Genomic DNA, 17,147 nt, shown 5'->3' on the forward strand with positions numbered 1-17,147 from the left:
TCCCGCGCACGCGGTTCTATGATCGGTTGCAACAGAAACCGGATGTTGCACGGCCCATGAGTACCCCCGCCTCCCAGCTCCCGCAGACGCAGCCGGAAACTACCCCGCTGCGCTTCGTCACCGCCGCAAGCCTGTTTGACGGCCACGATGCGGCCATCAACATCATGCGTCGCCTGATCCAGGCGCAGGGCGCGGAAGTGATCCACCTGGGCCACAACCGCAGCGTCGAGGACGTGGTGCGCGCTGCGCTGCAGGAAGATGCCGATGCGATCGCGCTGTCGTCGTATCAAGGCGGTCATGTCGAGTACTTCAAGTACATGGTGGACATGCTCCGGGAGCGGGGTGCCGGCCATATCAAGGTGTTCGGCGGTGGCGGCGGCACCATCACTCCGGAGGAAATTCGCGAGCTGCAGGCCTATGGCGTGGAACGCATCTACCACCCCAACGACGGCATGAAGATGGGGCTGGTGGAGATGATCGAGGATGTGGTCGCGCGTGCCGGCAAGGCGCGTGATGCCCGCGCGCTTGATGCCGACAACGACACACCGGCCATCGAGGATGAGATCGGCATCGGTCGCGTGCTGTCGCAGCTGGAAGACGGCAATCACTCCGAAGCCGAGTTGGGCCACCTGCGCAAGCAATGGCAGCTGGCCGCCGGCAAGACGCCGGTCATCGGCATCACCGGTACCGGTGGCGCCGGCAAGTCGTCGGTGACCGATGAACTGCTCAACCGCTTCCTGGCCAGCTTCCCGCAGATGCGCATTGCGGTGATCTCGGTGGACCCGACCCGTCGCCGCACCGGCGGCGCACTGCTCGGCGACCGCATCCGCATGAACTCGCTGCGCTCCAAGCGCGTGTACATGCGTTCGATGGCGACCCGCCGCCAGCACGCTGCGATCAATACGGTACTGCGCGATTGCATCGGCTTCCTGAAGTCGCTGCATTTCGATATGGTGATCGTCGAGACCGCAGGTATTGGCCAGAGTGATTCGGAGATCGTCGACCTGGTCGATTTCCCGATGTACGTGATGACCAGTGATTTCGGTGCGCCGAGCCAGCTGGAAAAGATCGACATGCTCGATTACGCCGAGCTGGTGGTGCTCAACAAGTTCGACAAGCGCGGTGCAGAAGATGCGCTGCGTGACGTGCGCAAGCAGTGGAAGCGCAACCGCGTCGCTTTCACGATGAAGGACGAGGATGTGCCGGTTTATCCGACCATCGCCAGCCAGTTCAACGATCCGGGCATCAGCTGGATGTTCGCCAACCTGTGCCGCCTGCTGCGCGAAAAGGTGAAGGCCGATGCTGGCCTGCAGCCGCAGATCGACACCACGCTCAAGGAGCCGCGCGCGACGGTGCTGATCCCGGGCAGCCGCGTGCGTTACCTGGCCGAGATTGCCGAGCAGGGACGTGGCATCAATGCGCGCATCGACTCGCAGGCTGAAGTGGCCGAGCGCGCGCAGAGCTTGTGGCAGGCCCTGAAGGAGTTGGGTGAGGCGGCATTGCCTGGCGCGCTGGATCTGTATCCGGCCGACGCCCTGACCGATGCTGCTGCCGACAACAGCATCCGCACCCTGCGCCAGCGCTACAACGACGCCGTGCAATCGCTGGATTCCGAAGCGCTGCGCCTGCTGCGCGAATGGCCCGCGCGCCTGAAGTCGATCACCGAGCCGGTCAACGAATACCAGGTGCGCGGCAAGACCATCCGCGTGGAGAACTACCGCGAGTCGCTCAGCCACCAGCAGATCCCCAAGATCGCCGCGCCCACCTACCGCAGCTGGGGCGAACTGCTGGTGTTCCTGCAGAAGGAGAACCTGCCGGGCTCGTACCCGTACACCGGCGGCGTCTATCCGTACCGCCGCACCGGCGAGGACCCGATCCGCATGTTCGCCGGCGAAGGTACGCCCGAGCGCACCAACCGCCGCTTCCATTACCTGAGCGTGGGTCAGCCGGCCGCGCGCCTGTCCACCGCCTTCGACAGCGTCACGCTGTATGGCGAGGACCCGGCGCCGCGCCCGGACATCTACGGCAAGATCGGCAACTCCGGCGTCAACATCCCCACGCTGGACGACATGAAGAAGCTGTACTCCGGCTTCGACCTGTGCGCGCCGACCACCTCGGTGTCGATGACCATCAACGGCCCGGCGCCGATGATCCTGGCGATGTTCATGAACACCGCCATCGACCAGCAGATCGAGAAATACCTGCAGGAAGATTCCGCGCGCTGGGCGGAGGCCGAGGCGAAGATCGCGAAGATCTTTGAAGGCCGCGCCCGCCCGCAGTACCACGGCGAGCTGCCGCCGACCAACAACGGCCTGGGCCTGGCACTGCTGGGCGTGACCGGCGACCAGCTGGTCGATGCCGACACCTACGCGCGCATCAAGGCCGAGACGCTGTCCACCGTGCGCGGCACCGTGCAGGCGGACATCCTCAAGGAAGACCAGGCACAGAACACCTGCATCTTCTCCACCGAGTTCGCGCTGCGGATGATGGGTGACATCCAGCAGTACTTTGTCGACAACAAGGTGCGCAACTTCTACTCGGTGTCGATCTCCGGTTATCACATCGCCGAGGCCGGCGCGAACCCGATCAGCCAGTTGGCTTTCACTCTGTCCAACGGTTTCACCATCGTCGAGTACTACCTGGCGCGTGGCATGAAGATCGACGACTTCGCGCCCAACCTGTCGTTCTTCTTCTCCAACGGCATGGACCCGGAGTACACCGTGATCGGCCGCGTGGCGCGCCGCATCTGGGCGCGCGCGATGCGTGAGCGTTATGGCGCCAACGAGCGCAGCCAGATGATGAAGTACCACATCCAGACTTCGGGCCGTTCGCTGCACGCGCAGGAAATCCAGTTCAACGACATCCGCACCACGCTGCAGGCGCTGTATGCGCTGTTCGACAACTGCAACAGCCTGCACACCAATGCCTATGACGAGGCGATCACCACGCCGACCGAGGAGAGCGTGCGCCGCGCGGTGGCGATCCAGATGATCATCAACAAGGAGCTGGGGCTGAACTTCTGCGAGAACCCGTGGCAGGGCAGCTTCATCGTCGACAAACTCACCGATATCGTCGAAGAAGCGGTGTACAAGGAGTTCGAGGCGATCAGCGAACGTGGCGGTGTGCTCGGTGCGATGGACACCATGTACCAGCGCGGCAAGATCCAGGAAGAGTCGCTGTACTACGAGCACAAGAAGCACGACGGCAGCCTGCCGCTGGTCGGCGTCAACATGTTCCTGCCGAAGGAGCATGCGGGCGAAGTGGCGACCGAGATCGAGTTGATCCGTTCGACCGAGGAAGAGAAGGGTCAGCAGATCGAGAACGTGCACACCTGGCAGCGCAACCGCAACGCGCTGGCACCGGCCGGCGAGACCTCCCATTCGCATGAGGTTGAAGGCGCACCTGCCAACGAAGGTGACGCACATGACGGGCACGGCCTGGCGTACCTGCAGAAGACCGCGCGTGACCGCCGCAATGTGTTCGAGGCGTTGATCGAAGCAGTCAAGACCCACAGCCTCGGCCAGATCAGCCACGCGCTGTACGACGTGGGTGGCGAGTACCGCCGCAACATGTAAACCAGTCCGCTGGATTGTCCGGCCAGGGAAGCGGTTGCTACTCTGGGCCGGACATTCAACGACAGGCGGCATCATGGACAGACGGCGTTTCATCGGTGGTACCGCCTTGGCAGCAACGCTGCCGTTGATCGGCCTGCAGGGCGTGGCGGCTGCGCCGCGCGGGCGCTTGTTGCCGCCAGCCTTGAGTAAAGGCGACACGGTGGGACTGGTCAGCCCGTCTTCGGCGACCAGCGACCGGCTCAGCCTGCAGCTGGCGCGCGAGGCGATGGAAGCGTTCGGGCTGAAGGTGAAGACCGGTGCGCATTACGACGCGCGCTATGGCCACCTTGCCGGCACCGATGCCGAGCGGGCCGGTGACATCAATGCGATGTTCGGTGACAAGCAGGTCAAGGCCATCGTCTGCGTGCGCGGCGGTTCCGGTGCCGCGCGCCTGCTGCCATTGCTGGACTACGAACGCATCCGCGCCAATCCCAAGATACTGCTGGGCTACTCCGACATCACCGCGCTGCACAGCGCGATCCAGGCGCGGACCGGGTTGGTGACCTTCCATGGGCAGATCGGTTCGGGGACCTGGAACCGCTTCAATGCCGACCAGTTCGACCGCCTGTTCTTCAAACGCGAACTGATGCATTACCAGAACACGGTGGTGGACGCCGACGACGAACTGGTGCCGCGAAGCAACCGCACGCTCACGCTGCGTGGCGGCGTCGCCCAGGGCGAACTGGTTGGCGGCAACCTCACCGTGCTGACGGCGCTGGCCGGTTCGCCGTACCTGCCGGACTTCACCGGCAAGATTCTGTTCCTGGAGGACGTGGAAGAGGCGCCTTACCGCATCGACCGCATGTTCAGCACGTTGAAGCTGATGGGGGCGTTGGACAAGATCGCCGGTTTCATCTTTGGCGAATGCACCGACTGCAAACCGGGTGACGGCTACGGCTCGCTGACGCTGGACCAGATATTCGATGACTACATCGTGCCGTTGAAGATTCCGGCGTACCGCGGGGCGATGATCGGCCATATCCGCGAGCAGTTCATCGTGCCGGTCGGGGGCAGGGTGGAGATGGATGCCGATGCAGGCAGCTTCCGCCTGCTGGAACCGGTATTCGCCGGCGTGTGAGTATCGATGGGCGCGGTGCTGCTGCCGCGCCCGTCTATCCGTTTACGTTTCTTCGTTTTCGGCGCTTTCTTCATCGTCTTCTTCGCCTTCATCTTCGTCCTCGAGTGACATCCACCAGCTGCCACCTGGAACGCAGGCCGGTGGCGTGTGTTCGCGGGTTTCGATGGCGTCGACATGACGCCCGGCATGGCCGCTGGCCCAATCCTTGAGCAGTTTCTCCACCGACTTGCGGCTCTGCGCGGCGATGCCGAGGTTGCGCTCCGTCTGCCAGTCGCTTTCCTTGTCCTCTTTGTGGTCGTGGCGGTGTGGTGCACCGTAGCTGCAGCGCATGCAGTAGTGGCGGATGCTGCGCGTCCAGTCCTCGGCATAGCCGATGCCGGGCGCCGTTGCCTTCAGCAGTGCATCAAGCTCGCCTTCGCTGTCGGCGCGCACGAACACGACGAAGGTCTGGAACTCCGACGGCACCAGCCGGCCCAGTTGGTTGAAAACATGCACCTCGCGCTCGCCATCGAAGCGGCTGCCGGTCGAGGCGCCATCGTGCAGCACGATGTCACCGAAACGGTGGCCACTTTCCGGTAGCGGTACGTTGAGCAGGCGCGCGCGCACCGGATCGATGCGGCGCATGAACACCGTCTCGCTGCCCTGCCACGGATTCAAGCGGACCGCAGCGACACCGAAATCGCCGTCGATGGGGCCGTCACCCTCGGGCAGGGCGATGTCACAGGCCGACCATAGCTCGCGAACGGTTTTCCATTCGCCCAAAGCGGTCGCTGCGATGGCCGCATTCCAGTGCTGGGCCTGGCTGAACTCTTCGGACAGTTCAATGGCCTGCAGGTTGTGGCGGAGCGAGACCGGCCAGTCCAGCAGGTATTTGTGCACCAGCCCCTGCATGTAGTGGTAGTACGGGTTTTCCGGAACCTGCTCCAGCAGTGCGGTGAAATCATGCGCGGCGTTGCTCAGTTCGCCTTCGTCCACGGCTGCATAGGCGCGTTCGTGCAGCTGTTGCAGTGCTTCGTCTTGCTCGGTCATCACGTTTGCTTCCATTGCGGCATCGCTGGGTTCGCCGGGCCGTCATGGCTCAGCGGATGGGGATGTACAGCTCCATTTCCGAGGCGGAATCGAACGGGTCATCGAAGCGCTGGTCGTAACGCTCCAGGTCCACGCCCTCACAGGGTTGGAACCCATGCTGGTCCAGCAGGTGATCCATGATCGCTTCGAAGCTCGCGCCGATCTGCGCGGCCGTGCCGACGTGGGTGAAGACGGCATAGCGTTGCGCCGGCACCTGGATGCGGACCATGCCTTCCGGAACTACCGCGTCCTCATCGACCTCGAAGCCGGCCACATATTGCAGCCAACCATCGGTGTGCGGAGCGCAGACGCCGTAGCTGACCGCAGGCTCGCGCTTGCCGGTGACTTCGTTTTCGCGGGGAATGAAGCGTTCCCACAGTTGGCCGAAACCGTTGTCGCCTTCGCGGAACAGGTACTCCATGCCGACGACGGTGAAGCCGGGGAGTTCGATGATGCGTGACTGCATGGTGGTGGTTCTCGAAGGTCGTCGCGTCGAGGGTGCGAGCGATGGCTGGTGTTGACGGTGTGGGGTGCGCGACGGCTCAGCTGCCGTTCTGCGCGCGGTGGTAGGCGACCAGTGCATTGGCGTGGCCATGGCCGATCTTGTGTTGTTCCTTGAGGAAAGCGACCTGTTCCATGTGCTTCTGGTCCTTCACCTTGTTCAGCAGCGCGAACCAGTGCGCGACCGGCTTTCCGTAAGTCTTCTCGATCGACGGGAAGTACGAGGCGGGGCCCTGGACTTTGTCGCTGGTGCTCATGCGCTGCTCCTGCTGGATGAGATTGGGGGAATGATCGCTGAAATGGGGTGCGCTGGCGATTCAGTCCTGCGCTTGCAGCAAGGCGGTGATCTTGGCCTTGGCGAAATGAATGAACTCCGCCAATGCCGCATCCGGCGCAGTGGTTTCGTCTGCGCCGAGATGGATTCGCCGGGCCTTCGCGACAACGGGGTGATACGAGGCAGGAATGCGTGGTAGCAGCCAGTCGACGGCAACGTCCTTGGCTGCGATGTCGCCGGTCTGCGCGCTGTACCAGATACGCGCCAGCGCGAGCACGATATTGGTTTCGTCGCCTTGCCAATCATCGGGCGTGTTCCATTGCATCAGCGTATCGGCCAGCGCCTGGATGAAATCGCTGCGTGGGACAGCGTCCAACAACGTCGTGATGTCGGGGCCGGACAGCGCGAGGCTGTGCAGACGCGCCTTGGTCAGCAGGATGGCCAGGTCGGGGTCGGTCGTGGGCGGTTCGAGTACGTCGGCAAGCACGTCCTGTCGCAGCCATTCGCCGAACTGCAGTTCGCGCCGTGCCGGGTGGCGCCAGGGCACGACTTCACCACGGGCGATGACGGTGACTTCCAATGCGCGCAGGGTGGGGTGCTGGCCGGGCGGGGCGGAGATGTTCAACAACTCGCGTTGCAGCGTGCGCAGCGTGGCTGCGTCGGGCCGTTCGGCTACGGTCACCAGCAGATCGATGTCGCTGAAGGGTTTCAGGCCGCCATCCACTGCAGAGCCGTACAGATGGATGCCGAGCAGATTGTCTGCCAGTCGCTGTTCGATGACATCACACGCGAGCGTGGCTTGTCTGGCGATGGTCTCGGGAACCTGCGTGGTCATGGCGACGGGTAATCAGCGGTGAGGGGCCGATTGTGCCGCAAACAAAACGGGCGCCGTGAGGCGCCCGTTCCTTTGCAAGCCTTCCCTCACCCCAACCCCTCTCCCGCCATGGCGGGAGAGGGGCTTGAGCAAAAGCAGATGGCTTGTCGATCAGTAGCGGTAGTGTTCCGGCTTGAACGGGCCTTCCACCGGCACGCCGATGTAGTCGGCCTGTTCCTGGGTCAGGGTGGTCAGCTTCACGCCGATCTTCTCCAGGTGCAGACGCGCCACTTCTTCATCCAGCTTCTTCGGCAGCAGGTACACCTTGTTCTCGTAGCTGTCCTTGTTCGCCCACAGGTCGATCTGCGCGAGCGTCTGGTTGGCGAACGAGTTGGACATCACGAAGCTCGGGTGGCCGGTGGCGCAGCCCAGGTTGACCAGGCGGCCTTCGGCCAGCAGGAAGATCGCGTTGCCGTTCGGGAAGATGTACTTGTCCACCTGCGGCTTGATGTTGACGTGCTGCACGCCCTTGAAGCCCACCAGCGCATCGACCTGGATCTCGTTGTCGAAGTGGCCGATGTTGCAGACGATGGCCTGGTCCTTCATCGCGCTCAGGTGCTCGATGCGGATGATGTCCTTGTTGCCGGTGGTGGTGACGTACAGGTCGGCACGGCCCAGGGTGGATTCGATGGTGTTGACCTCGAAGCCTTCCATCGCGGCCTGCAGGGCGCAGATCGGGTCGATTTCGGTGACCACGACGCGCGCGCCGTAGGCACGCAGCGAGGCGGCGCAGCCCTTGCCCACGTCACCGTAGCCGCAGACCACGGCCAGCTTGCCGGCCAGCATCACGTCCATGGCGCGCTTCAGGCCGTCGGCCAGCGACTCGCGGCAGCCGTACAGGTTGTCGAACTTGCTCTTGGTGACCGAGTCGTTGACGTTGATGGCCGGGATCAGCAGGGTACCGGCCTGGGCCAGCTGGTACAGGCGGTGCACGCCGGTGGTGGTCTCTTCGGAGACGCCCTTCCAGTCCTTCACCACGCGGCCCCAGTAACCCGGGCGCTCGGTGGCAACGCGCTTGAGCAGGTTCTTGATGACCTGTTCTTCGTGCGAGGAGGCCGGTTCGTTGACCCAGTTGCTGCCGTTCTCGAGCTCGTAGCCCTTGTGGATCAGCAGGGTGACGTCGCCGCCGTCGTCGACCACCAGCTCCGGACCGGTCAGGGTGCCGTCGGCCAGGGTGAAGGTCAGCGCGTCGAGGGTGCAGTCCCAGTATTCTTCCAGTGACTCGCCCTTCCAGGCGAACACCGGCGTGCCGGAAGCGGCGATCGCAGCGGCGGCGTGGTCCTGGGTCGAGAAGATGTTGCACGAGGCCCAGCGCACGTTGGCGCCGATGTCCTTCAGCGTTTCGATCAGCACCGCGGTCTGGATGGTCATGTGCAGCGAGCCGGTCACGCGCACGCCCTTCAGGGGCAGCTCGGCCTGGTACTTGCGGCGGATCGACATCAGGCCCGGCATCTCGTGCTCGGCGATGTCCAGTTCCTTGCGGCCCCAATCGGCCAGCGAGATATCAGCAACCTTGTAATCGCCTTCCTGCGAGAAGGTCTTGGCAGCAACGTTCATTCATAGCTCCGGTGTGGTGCGAGCAGGCTCGCGTTCGCCGGGCGCCGTTGTTGCATGAAAGCCGTCCGAGCCTGGCCGTTGTGGAGGGGGTCCACCCAACGGTCGCAGCGCCCCTCGGAACGGGCCGGTGATTATATCGCGGCGGCGGGGCAACACCCGCTGCCCAACCAAAGGCAGGGGAGATTGTCGACAGAGATTGTTAAGTTGGTCGATTGCCCCGTTGTTGAGGATTGCCATGACCCAGTTTCCCGCCCGTCGCGCCAAGCGGACCTCCGCCGTCCTGGTGCTGTGCGCCGGCCTGTTGCTGTCGGTGCCGCCGGTACTTGCGCTGACCCCGCCGCCAGCGGCAAAGGCCAGCCAGGGCGAGGGTTACCGCCTGCCTTCGGCGGCGCTGCAGGCGGTGGTGGATGCGCCGCGTGCGCCCAGCCTGTCCCTGTCGCCCCGGCGCGATCTGACCGCACTGCTGCAGACCCCTGCGCTGCCGTCCATCGCCCAGGTGGCGGCACCGGAGCTGAAGCTCGCCGGGCTGCGGATCAACCCGAAGACCGTATCCGACAGCCGTTTCTCGTTCGGCAACAAGCTGTGGCTGGTTTCCAACAGCGACGGCGCCGAGCGCCAGATCACGGGTCTGCCGCAGCCGTTGTCGGTGGCGTCGTTGGCATGGTCACCGGATCAGAAGTACCTGGCCTTCAATCAGCTGGATCCGGCCACCGGTGCCAACGAGCTGTGGTTGGTGGATGTGGAGTCCGGCAGCGCCCGCCGCGTTGCCGAAAACCTGAACAGCATCGTCGGCAACGGTTATGCCTGGTTGCCGGGCGGCGACGCGCTGCTGGTGCTGCAGCGTCCCGCCGGGCAGGGTGAGCCGCCGAAGGGTGACGGCATCCCGACCGGCCCGGCCGTGCAGGAAACCATCGCCGGTCAGGGCGTGCGCACGGTGCGTACCTACCAGGACCTGCTGAAGAACGAAGACGACGCGCGCCTGTTCGAGTACTACCTGAAGTCTCAGCCGGTTCGCGTTGCCATCAATGGCCAGGCCACGCCGATCGGTGCGCCGGGCCTGTTCCTGGGGCTGTCGTCCTCACCGGACGGCAACTACCTGCTCAGCCAGCGGGTGGAACGGCCGTTCTCCTACGCGGTGCCGGTGAGCCGTTTCCCGCGCCACATCGAAGTGCTGGATACGCAGGGCAAGGTGGTGCACACCGTTGCCAAGCTGCCGCTGGTGGATGGCCTGCCGACCGGCAACGACGCCGTGCCAACCGGCGTGCGTTCGATCGCCTGGCGCGCCGATGCGCCGGCCATGCTGGTGTGGGCGGAAGCACAGGACGGCGGTGATCCTTCGCGTGAGGCGGCCATCCGTGACGCCGTACTGGTGCAGGCCGCACCGTTTGAAAAGCCGCCGGTCACGCTGGCGCAGCTGGGCTCGCGCTATGCCGGCATCACCTGGAGCAGTGGCGACGTCGCGTTGCTGGACGAATACTGGTGGAAGACCCGCCAGGTGAAGCAGTGGAAGATCAGCCCGGACAATCCGCAGCAGGCACCGACGCTGTTGTCCGAGCGCTCCGAGGATGACCGTTACAGCGATCCGGGTGAGCCCCTGTTGCGGGCCGATGATGCAGGCCGTGTGCGCCTGCAGCTCAGCGCCGATGGTGGCAGCTACTACCGCATTGGCGATGGTGCCTCGGCGGAAGGGGATCGTCCGTTCCTGGACCGCATCGACCTGGCAAGCGGCAAGAGCGAACGTCTGTTCCACTCGCAGGCGCCGTACTACGAAATGCCGTTGACCATCATCGAAGGTGACAACGCGCGCATCCTCACCTACCGCGAATCCAACGATGTACCGGCCAATCTGTTCGCACGTGGTCTGGCCGCCGATGCCACCCCGGTCGAGCTGACGCATTTCGCGCATCCGCTGCCGCAGCTGCGCGGAGTCAAGAAAGAGCAGATCCGCTACAAGCGCAATGATGGCGTTGAACTCACCGCCGACCTGCTGCTGCCGCCCGGCTATGACCCGAAGAAGGATGGTCCGCGACCGGTGTTGATGTGGGCCTATCCGGCCGAGTTCAAATCCGCTGAAGATGCCAGCCAGGTAACCGGTTCCAAGTACCGTTTCAACGCGGTCAGCTACTGGGGGCCGCAGGCGTTCCTGGCCAAGGGCTACGTCGTGCTCAACAACCCGACCATGCCGATCATCGGCGAGGGCGATGCCGAGCCGAATGACACCTATGTCCCGCAGCTGGTCGCCAGCGCCGAGGCAGCGGTGGATGAAGTGGTCAAGCGTGGCGTGGGTGACCGCGAACGCATCGCCGTGGGCGGGCATTCCTACGGTGCCTTCATGACCGCCAACCTGCTGGCGCACACGCGCCTGTTCAAGGCCGGTATCGCCCGTTCGGGCGCCTACAACCGCACGCTGACACCGTTCGGTTTCCAGGCCGAGGAGCGCAATTACTGGCAGGCGCAGGATGTCTACCTGAAGATGTCTCCGTTCAACTATGCGGACAAGATCAAGGACCCGATCCTGTTCATCCATGGCCAGGACGACAACAACTCCGGCACGTTCCCGGTCCAGAGCGAGCGCATGTTCGCAGCGGTAAAGGGCTTGGGCGGCACCTCGCGCCTGGTGATGCTGCCCAACGAATCGCATGGCTACCGCGCACGCGAATCGATCATGACCATGCTGGCGGAGAGCGAGTCGTGGCTGGACAAATGGCTGGCCGCACCGAAGGCGGGTGAAGCAAAGAAGCGTTGATCCAAGCCTCCTCCCTTTCGCGCAGCGGAGGGGAGGGTTGGGGAAGGGGCGCTTCCGCTTCAGCAGGATCAACTGGTGCCAATGCATGTCCACAACGGGGCGATTTCGCCCCGTTGTGCTGTCCGCTTGGACAAGCGCCAGACAACATGCAAATGCAACTATCCGCAGGTTTGATGCACTGCAAAAACCAATTGTTTTTTCGGGTAGGCTTGGTCCGTTTCCGCTCTCAAGGCTTGTGCGTCGTAGATGAACGAGTACCGTAGCAGCGTAGTCTTTGCCACCCCCGACCTGCCGTTGCGCGACGATGTACGCCGCCTTGGCACCTTGGTCGGCGATCTTCTTTCCGAACAGGTTTCGCCCGACTTCCTCGATGAAGTGGAAGACGTGCGCACGGCCGCCATCGCACGCCGCGAAAGCAATGCGCCGCTGGTTACGCTGAGCACGCAGCTTGCGGGTCGTTCACCGCGTGAGGCCGAAGCCTTGGTGCGTGCATTCAGTACCTATTTCCAGGTAGTGAACATCGCCGAGCGCGTGCACCGCATCCGGCGTCGCCGTGATTACCAGCGTGCAGGCACCAAACGCCCGCAACCCGATGGTCTGCATGACGCCCTGCTTGCGCTCAAGGCGCAGGGCGTGTCGCTCGAAGAGCTTGCGCAGTGGTTGCCGCGCATCGACATCGAGCCGGTATTCACCGCGCATCCCACCGAGGCGGTGCGTCGTGCGCTGCTGGAAAAAGAACAGTTGATGGTGGCCTCGCTGGTCGACAACCTCGACGGTCAACGCACGCCTGGTGAACAGGCCGCCGATGCCGCGCGTTTCCGCATGGCACTCACCGCATCCTGGCAGACCACCGATTCCTCACCGGTACGTCCCACCGTCGATGATGAGCGCGAACATGTGGGCTTCTATCTCACCCGCGTGTTGTACCGGGTGATCCCTGTGTTCTATGAATCGCTGGAACAGGCGCTGCTTGATACCTGGGGGCGCACGCTGCCGTTGCCACGGTTGTTGCGTTTCGGTACGTGGGTGGGCGGGGACATGGACGGCAATCCCAACGTGGATGCCAGCACCATCACCGCCACGTTGAACGCGCAGCGTGCGGCAGTGCTGGAGCTGTATCTCAAGGACATGCTCGCGCTTGCCAGTCTGCTCAGTCAGTCCACCGAACTGGTCGGGGTCAGCGATGCGGTCGTGGCGCGGGTGGCCGACTATCGGCAGCTGCTGCCGGACGTGGAGTCGCGCCCGCGTCATGCCGACATGCCGTACCGCTTGCTCAATGACCGCATGCGCGCACGCCTTCAGGCCACCCTGGCCGATGCACCCGGGGCATATGCGTCACCGGAAGAATTCAGCAGCGACATCCAGCTGATCCTCGACAGCCTGGAAGCAAACAAGGGCAAGCATGCCGGCTGGTTTTCGGTGCGGCGTTTGCTGTGGCGCGTGCGTACCTTCGGTTTCCACCTGGCACGGTTGGATGTCCGCCAGGAATCAAGTGTGCATTCGCGCGCGCTGGCCGAAGTGCTGGGCGGGCAGGAAGCGTTCGACGCATTGGGTGATGCGGCGCGTGCGCAGACGCTTTCGCCCTATGCATCGGGCGAGGCGGTGCTGGCGCACGGGGCCGATGAGGTCGGCCAGCGTCTGGACAACGTATTTGGCGCACTGGCCGATGCTCGCCGCCGCCATGGTGCGGATGCGCTGGGCAGTTACATCATTTCGATGGCGCATGACCGTGGTGACGTACTTGCGGTGTTGGCGCTGGCGCGGCGTGGCGGTTTGCTGGACGCCGGCAACGCAGTGCCGCTGGATATCGCGCCGTTGTTCGAGACGGTGGACGACCTGCGGCGCGGTACCGCCACGCTGCGCGACCTGTTGGCCGATCCGGTCTATCGCGCGCATCTGACCGCACGCGACGACGTGCAGATGGTGATGCTGGGCTATTCGGACAGCGGCAAGGACGGTGGCATTGCCGCATCGCGCTGGGGGCTGCAGCAGGCGCAGGTGGAACTGCTGGAAGTGGCCAATGAATTCGGGGTGCACCTGACCTTCTTCCACGGCCGTGGGGGCTCGATCAGCCGCGGTGGCACCAAGACCACCCATGCCGTGAACGCATCGCCGCGCGGCAGCATCGACGGGCGCCTGCGCGTGACCGAACAGGGCGAGGTGATCCATCGCAAGTACGGCATCCGCGCCTTGGCGCTGCGCTCGCTGGAGCAGTCTGCCGGTGCGGTGCTGCGCGCCAGCCTGCGTCCGCGTGCGACCGAACCGCGCGAGGAGCAGTGGAAGCCGGTGATGGCGGTGGTGGCGGAGCACAGTTCACGTGCCTACCGTGCCTTTGTCGGCGATGCGGAGTTCATGAACTACTTCCGCCAGGCCACGCCGATTGATGTGATCGAGCGCATGACACTGGGCTCGCGTCCCTCGCGTCGGCTCGGCGAGAACGCTGCGCTGACCAACCTGCGTGCGATTCCATGGGTATTCGCCTGGAGCCAGGCGCGTGCGGTGATTCCCGGTTGGTTCGGGGTGGGTAGCGGCCTGCAGGCTGCGGCCGATGCCGGGCATGAGGAGCGCCTGCGCGAGATGGCGCATGACTGGCCGTTCTTCGAGACCTTCCTCGACGACATGTCGATGGTGCTGAGCAAGGGCGACATTCATATCGCCGAGCAGTTCTCGCGCTTGGCTGGCCCGCTGCATGAGCGGTTCTTTCCGTTGATCCGTGAAGAACTGGCCCTGACTGCGCATTGGGTGAAACGCTTGAGTGGCCAGCAGGAGTTGCTGGAACACGACCCGCGTCTGGCGTTGTCCATTCGTCTGCGCAATCCCTACATCGATCCGATCAGCACATTGCAGGTGGATCTGCTGCAGCGCTGGCGTGCGAGCGGACGTGAGGATGAATCACTGCTGCGCGCGCTGGTGGCCTGCGTCAATGGCGTCTCGCAGGGCGTGCAGAACACCGGCTGATCCGGCGGGCGCAGCAGTTGCATGCGCCTCGAAATCATCCGGGAGGCTCGCGATCTGGTCGTTTCAGCGCGTTCTGACCGGCCCGCGAATGTGGAGCGGGCCGAATGCTGCAGGGCTGGGGGCGTTTGCGGCTTCTCAGGTCAGCTCTGGTCTGGCGGCTTTTGCCGCGTCTGCCGGGAAATCCGCCTCGCCGGAAGGATTGCTCTTGAGCAGTTCCAGATGGCGCTGCTCCATTTCCTGCCGAAGCTGGCGGCGGATCTGGGCGGCGGCGAAGCGGCGCTTCTCGTCGCTGGTTTCCGGCTGCAACGGCGGGACCGGTGTTGGCCTGCCGTCGTCGTCCACCGCCACCATGGTGAAGAAGCAGCTGTTGGCGTGACGAACGCTGGCCTTGCGGATGTCCTCGGCCACTACCTTGATGCCGACCTCCAGCGAGGAAGTGCCGGTGTAGTTCACCGAGGCCAGGAAGGTGACCAGCTCACCGACGGCGATGGGCTGGCGGAATACGACCTGGTCCACTGACAGCGTGACCACGTAGTTGCCGGCGTAGCGGCTGGCGCAGGCATAGGCCACCTGATCGAGCAGGCGCAGTACCGCGCCGCCATGGACTTTGCCGGAGAAGTTGGCCATCTCCGGGGTCATCAATACGGTCATCGACAACTGGTGGGATTTGGGTTCGGACATGACGGCACCTCACGACAGGAATCGAAGGCTACTCCAGCAGGGAAGAGCCGGACAGCCCGACAGCGGGAATGATGCGTCTCCCTTGCCGCCTTGCGGGTGAAGGCCTGTGGCCTGCGCGGGAACCGAACGCCCGAACCACATGCGCTCGGTATGCGGGAGAGGGGGCTTGAGCGGTTGTCCCGCGCGGTTACTGGAAGTTGTAGCGCACCACATGGAAGAACACCGGGGCGGAGAACACCACCGAATCCAGTCGATCCAGGATGCCGCCATGGCCTTCGATCATCTCGCCCCAATCCTTGGCGCCGAGGCTGCGCTTGACCGCAGACAGCGCCAGTCCGCCCAGGAACCCGCAGATCACGATCAGCAACGACAGCGCGGCCGACTGCAGCGGGGTGAACGGAGTGATCCAGTACAGGGCAGCGCCCACTCCGGTTGCGGCCAGCCCGCCGCCAACCAGTCCTTCGACCGTCTTGGAGGGGCTTACCAGCGGTGCCAGCAGATGCTTGCCGAACAACTTACCGAACACGTACTGCAGCACGTCACTCAGCTGCACGACCAGCAGCAGGTAGAACAGCAGCATCAGGTTCTGGCCTTCATAGCCGGGGATGCGCAGCAGCATCAGCGCCGGTGCGTGGCTCAGGCAGAACACGGTGAGCATCACGCCCCACTGGATCTTGGTGTTGCGCTCCAGGAAGTTCTCGGTGTCGCCGGACAGTGCGGAAATCGCCGGCAACGCAAGGAAGCCATAGACCGGGATGCACATCACGAACAGGCCGTACCAGTCGATGCCGATCAGCCAGTACTGCAGTGGAATGGCAATGTAGAAACACAGGCACAGCGCCAGGTGGTCACCGCGCCGCGTCGGCGTGAGCGAGATGAACTCACGCAGCGCGAAGAACGAAAGCAGGCCGAAGAACACCAGCGTGGCGATCTTGCCCATCAGGAAACAGACCAGCAGCACGCCGGCCATCACCCACCACGCGCGGATGCGCGCGTTGAGGTTGTCGACCACCGAGCCGGGTTTGATGCGGCCAAGGATGAAGCCGATCACGCTGGCCAGCACCAGCACGCCAATCACGCCGCCGATCATCCACCAGAACTTCGGCGGCGCGCGGTCGATGGCCTGCTGCAGGAAGCTGCCAAGTGGCAGGTGTTGGAACACGTTGTTCATGCCAGATCCACCACGGCTTGCCGGGCGCGTTCCAGGAACTGCACCTTGTCTTCATCGGCGATACGGTTGAGCGGGGCGCCGAAACGCACCGTGCACACCAGCGGCACCGGCACCATGCTGCCCTTGGGCAGGGCGCGGCGCGCGTTGTCCAGGTGCACCGCCACCAGTTCCACATGCGGATAACGCTGCGCCAGATGGAACAGGCCTGCCTTGAAGGGCAGCAGCAGTTCCTCGTGATTGCGCGTGCCTTCGGGGAACAGGATCAGCGAATCACCAGCGTCCAGCGCGTCGTACAAGGGTTGCAGCGGGTCGCCTTCGCATTTGTTCCGGTCACGCTCGATCAGCACCGCATTGAACCCCTTGTTGGCGATGACCTTGCGGATTCCCTTGCTCCAGTAGTCGCGTGCGGCGACCGGGCGGGTGTGTTCGCGCAGCGCAGGCGGCAGTGCCGACCACAGTGCCACCGTATCCAGATGGCTGGAATGGTTGGCGAAGTAGATGCGTTGCGTATCGGTGGGACGGCTGCCGACCCAGCGCGGATAGGCACCGATGAACACCTTGACCGCCGCGACCAGGAGGCGCGAGAGCATCAGGAACGCACCTTGAGCTGGGCGGCGATGGCGCG

The 17,147-nt window shown here is 64.1% G+C and carries 12 protein-coding genes and 1 riboswitch; of the genes, 4 read left to right on the plus strand and 8 right to left on the minus strand.

Features of this window, described 5'->3' with window-relative positions; translation table 11 throughout:
* The first annotated feature begins 56 nt into the window (after positions 1 to 56).
* Together ABB26_RS17980 and ABB26_RS17985 are read left to right on the plus strand one after the other, a co-directional pair.
* Positions 57 to 3,575 carry a methylmalonyl-CoA mutase family protein gene (locus tag ABB26_RS17980; RefSeq protein WP_057636086.1) on the plus strand — a complete coding sequence of 1,173 codons (3,519 nt, stop codon included), beginning with the start codon at positions 57 to 59 and terminating at the stop codon, positions 3,573 to 3,575.
* A 73-nt stretch (positions 3,576 to 3,648) separates the two neighbouring features.
* Positions 3,649 to 4,692, plus strand: a complete 1,044-nt coding sequence (locus tag ABB26_RS17985) for a S66 peptidase family protein (RefSeq protein WP_057636087.1) — start codon at positions 3,649 to 3,651, stop codon at positions 4,690 to 4,692.
* A gap of 42 nt (positions 4,693 to 4,734) precedes the next feature.
* On the opposite strand, the gene ABB26_RS17990 is transcribed toward ABB26_RS17985, so the two are convergent.
* The 5 genes from ABB26_RS17990 to ahcY form a co-directional block, all read right to left on the minus strand.
* Complete coding sequence (locus ABB26_RS17990; RefSeq protein WP_057636101.1) at positions 4,735 to 5,721, minus strand: hypothetical protein; 987 nt, start codon at positions 5,719 to 5,721, stop codon at positions 4,735 to 4,737.
* Positions 5,722 to 5,770: 49 nt separating this feature from the next.
* A complete protein-coding gene (locus ABB26_RS17995) occupies positions 5,771 to 6,226 on the minus strand; it encodes a GyrI-like domain-containing protein (protein WP_057636088.1) in 456 nt (151 codons plus the stop codon).
* A gap of 76 nt (positions 6,227 to 6,302) precedes the next feature.
* Positions 6,303 to 6,518 (minus strand): DUF4287 domain-containing protein, encoded by a 216-nt coding sequence (locus ABB26_RS18000; protein WP_057636089.1) that lies wholly within the window; start codon positions 6,516 to 6,518, stop codon positions 6,303 to 6,305.
* A 60-nt stretch (positions 6,519 to 6,578) separates the two neighbouring features.
* A complete protein-coding gene (locus ABB26_RS18005) occupies positions 6,579 to 7,370 on the minus strand; it encodes an aminoglycoside adenylyltransferase family protein (RefSeq protein WP_057636090.1) in 792 nt (263 codons plus the stop codon).
* Positions 7,371 to 7,520: 150 nt separating this feature from the next.
* Positions 7,521 to 8,966, minus strand: a complete 1,446-nt coding sequence (gene ahcY / locus ABB26_RS18010; RefSeq protein WP_057636091.1) for an adenosylhomocysteinase — start codon at positions 8,964 to 8,966, stop codon at positions 7,521 to 7,523.
* A 32-nt stretch (positions 8,967 to 8,998) separates the two neighbouring features.
* Positions 8,999 to 9,088: riboswitch (S-adenosyl-L-homocysteine riboswitch) on the minus strand.
* A gap of 113 nt (positions 9,089 to 9,201) precedes the next feature.
* Here ahcY and ABB26_RS18015 point away from each other — a divergent pair.
* On the plus strand, positions 9,202 to 11,712 hold the full coding sequence (locus ABB26_RS18015) for an alpha/beta hydrolase family protein (protein ID WP_057636092.1): 2,511 nt from the start codon (positions 9,202 to 9,204) through the stop codon (positions 11,710 to 11,712).
* 246 nt (positions 11,713 to 11,958) lie between these two features.
* Positions 11,959 to 14,670 carry a phosphoenolpyruvate carboxylase gene (ppc, locus tag ABB26_RS18020; RefSeq protein ID WP_057636093.1) on the plus strand — a complete coding sequence of 904 codons (2,712 nt, stop codon included), beginning with the start codon at positions 11,959 to 11,961 and terminating at the stop codon, positions 14,668 to 14,670.
* 135 nt (positions 14,671 to 14,805) lie between these two features.
* Here the strand turns inward: ppc and ABB26_RS18025 are convergent, their stop codons facing one another.
* From ABB26_RS18025 to ABB26_RS18035, 3 genes are all read right to left on the minus strand, one after another.
* On the minus strand, positions 14,806 to 15,351 hold the full coding sequence (locus ABB26_RS18025) for an acyl-CoA thioesterase (protein ID WP_057636094.1): 546 nt from the start codon (positions 15,349 to 15,351) through the stop codon (positions 14,806 to 14,808).
* A gap of 187 nt (positions 15,352 to 15,538) precedes the next feature.
* Positions 15,539 to 16,441, minus strand: coding sequence for a phosphatidate cytidylyltransferase (locus tag ABB26_RS18030; RefSeq protein ID WP_245626270.1), 903 nt, complete (start codon positions 16,439 to 16,441; stop codon positions 15,539 to 15,541).
* A gap of 77 nt (positions 16,442 to 16,518) precedes the next feature.
* Positions 16,519 to 17,112: a lysophospholipid acyltransferase family protein gene (locus ABB26_RS18035; protein ID WP_211261992.1), complete on the minus strand. Its 594-nt coding sequence runs from the start codon at positions 17,110 to 17,112 to the stop codon at positions 16,519 to 16,521.
* Positions 17,113 to 17,147: the final 35 nt, after the last annotated feature.

The sequence above is a fragment of the Stenotrophomonas humi genome (assembly GCF_001431415.1).
Taxonomy (GTDB): Bacteria; Pseudomonadota; Gammaproteobacteria; order Xanthomonadales; family Xanthomonadaceae; genus Stenotrophomonas; species Stenotrophomonas humi.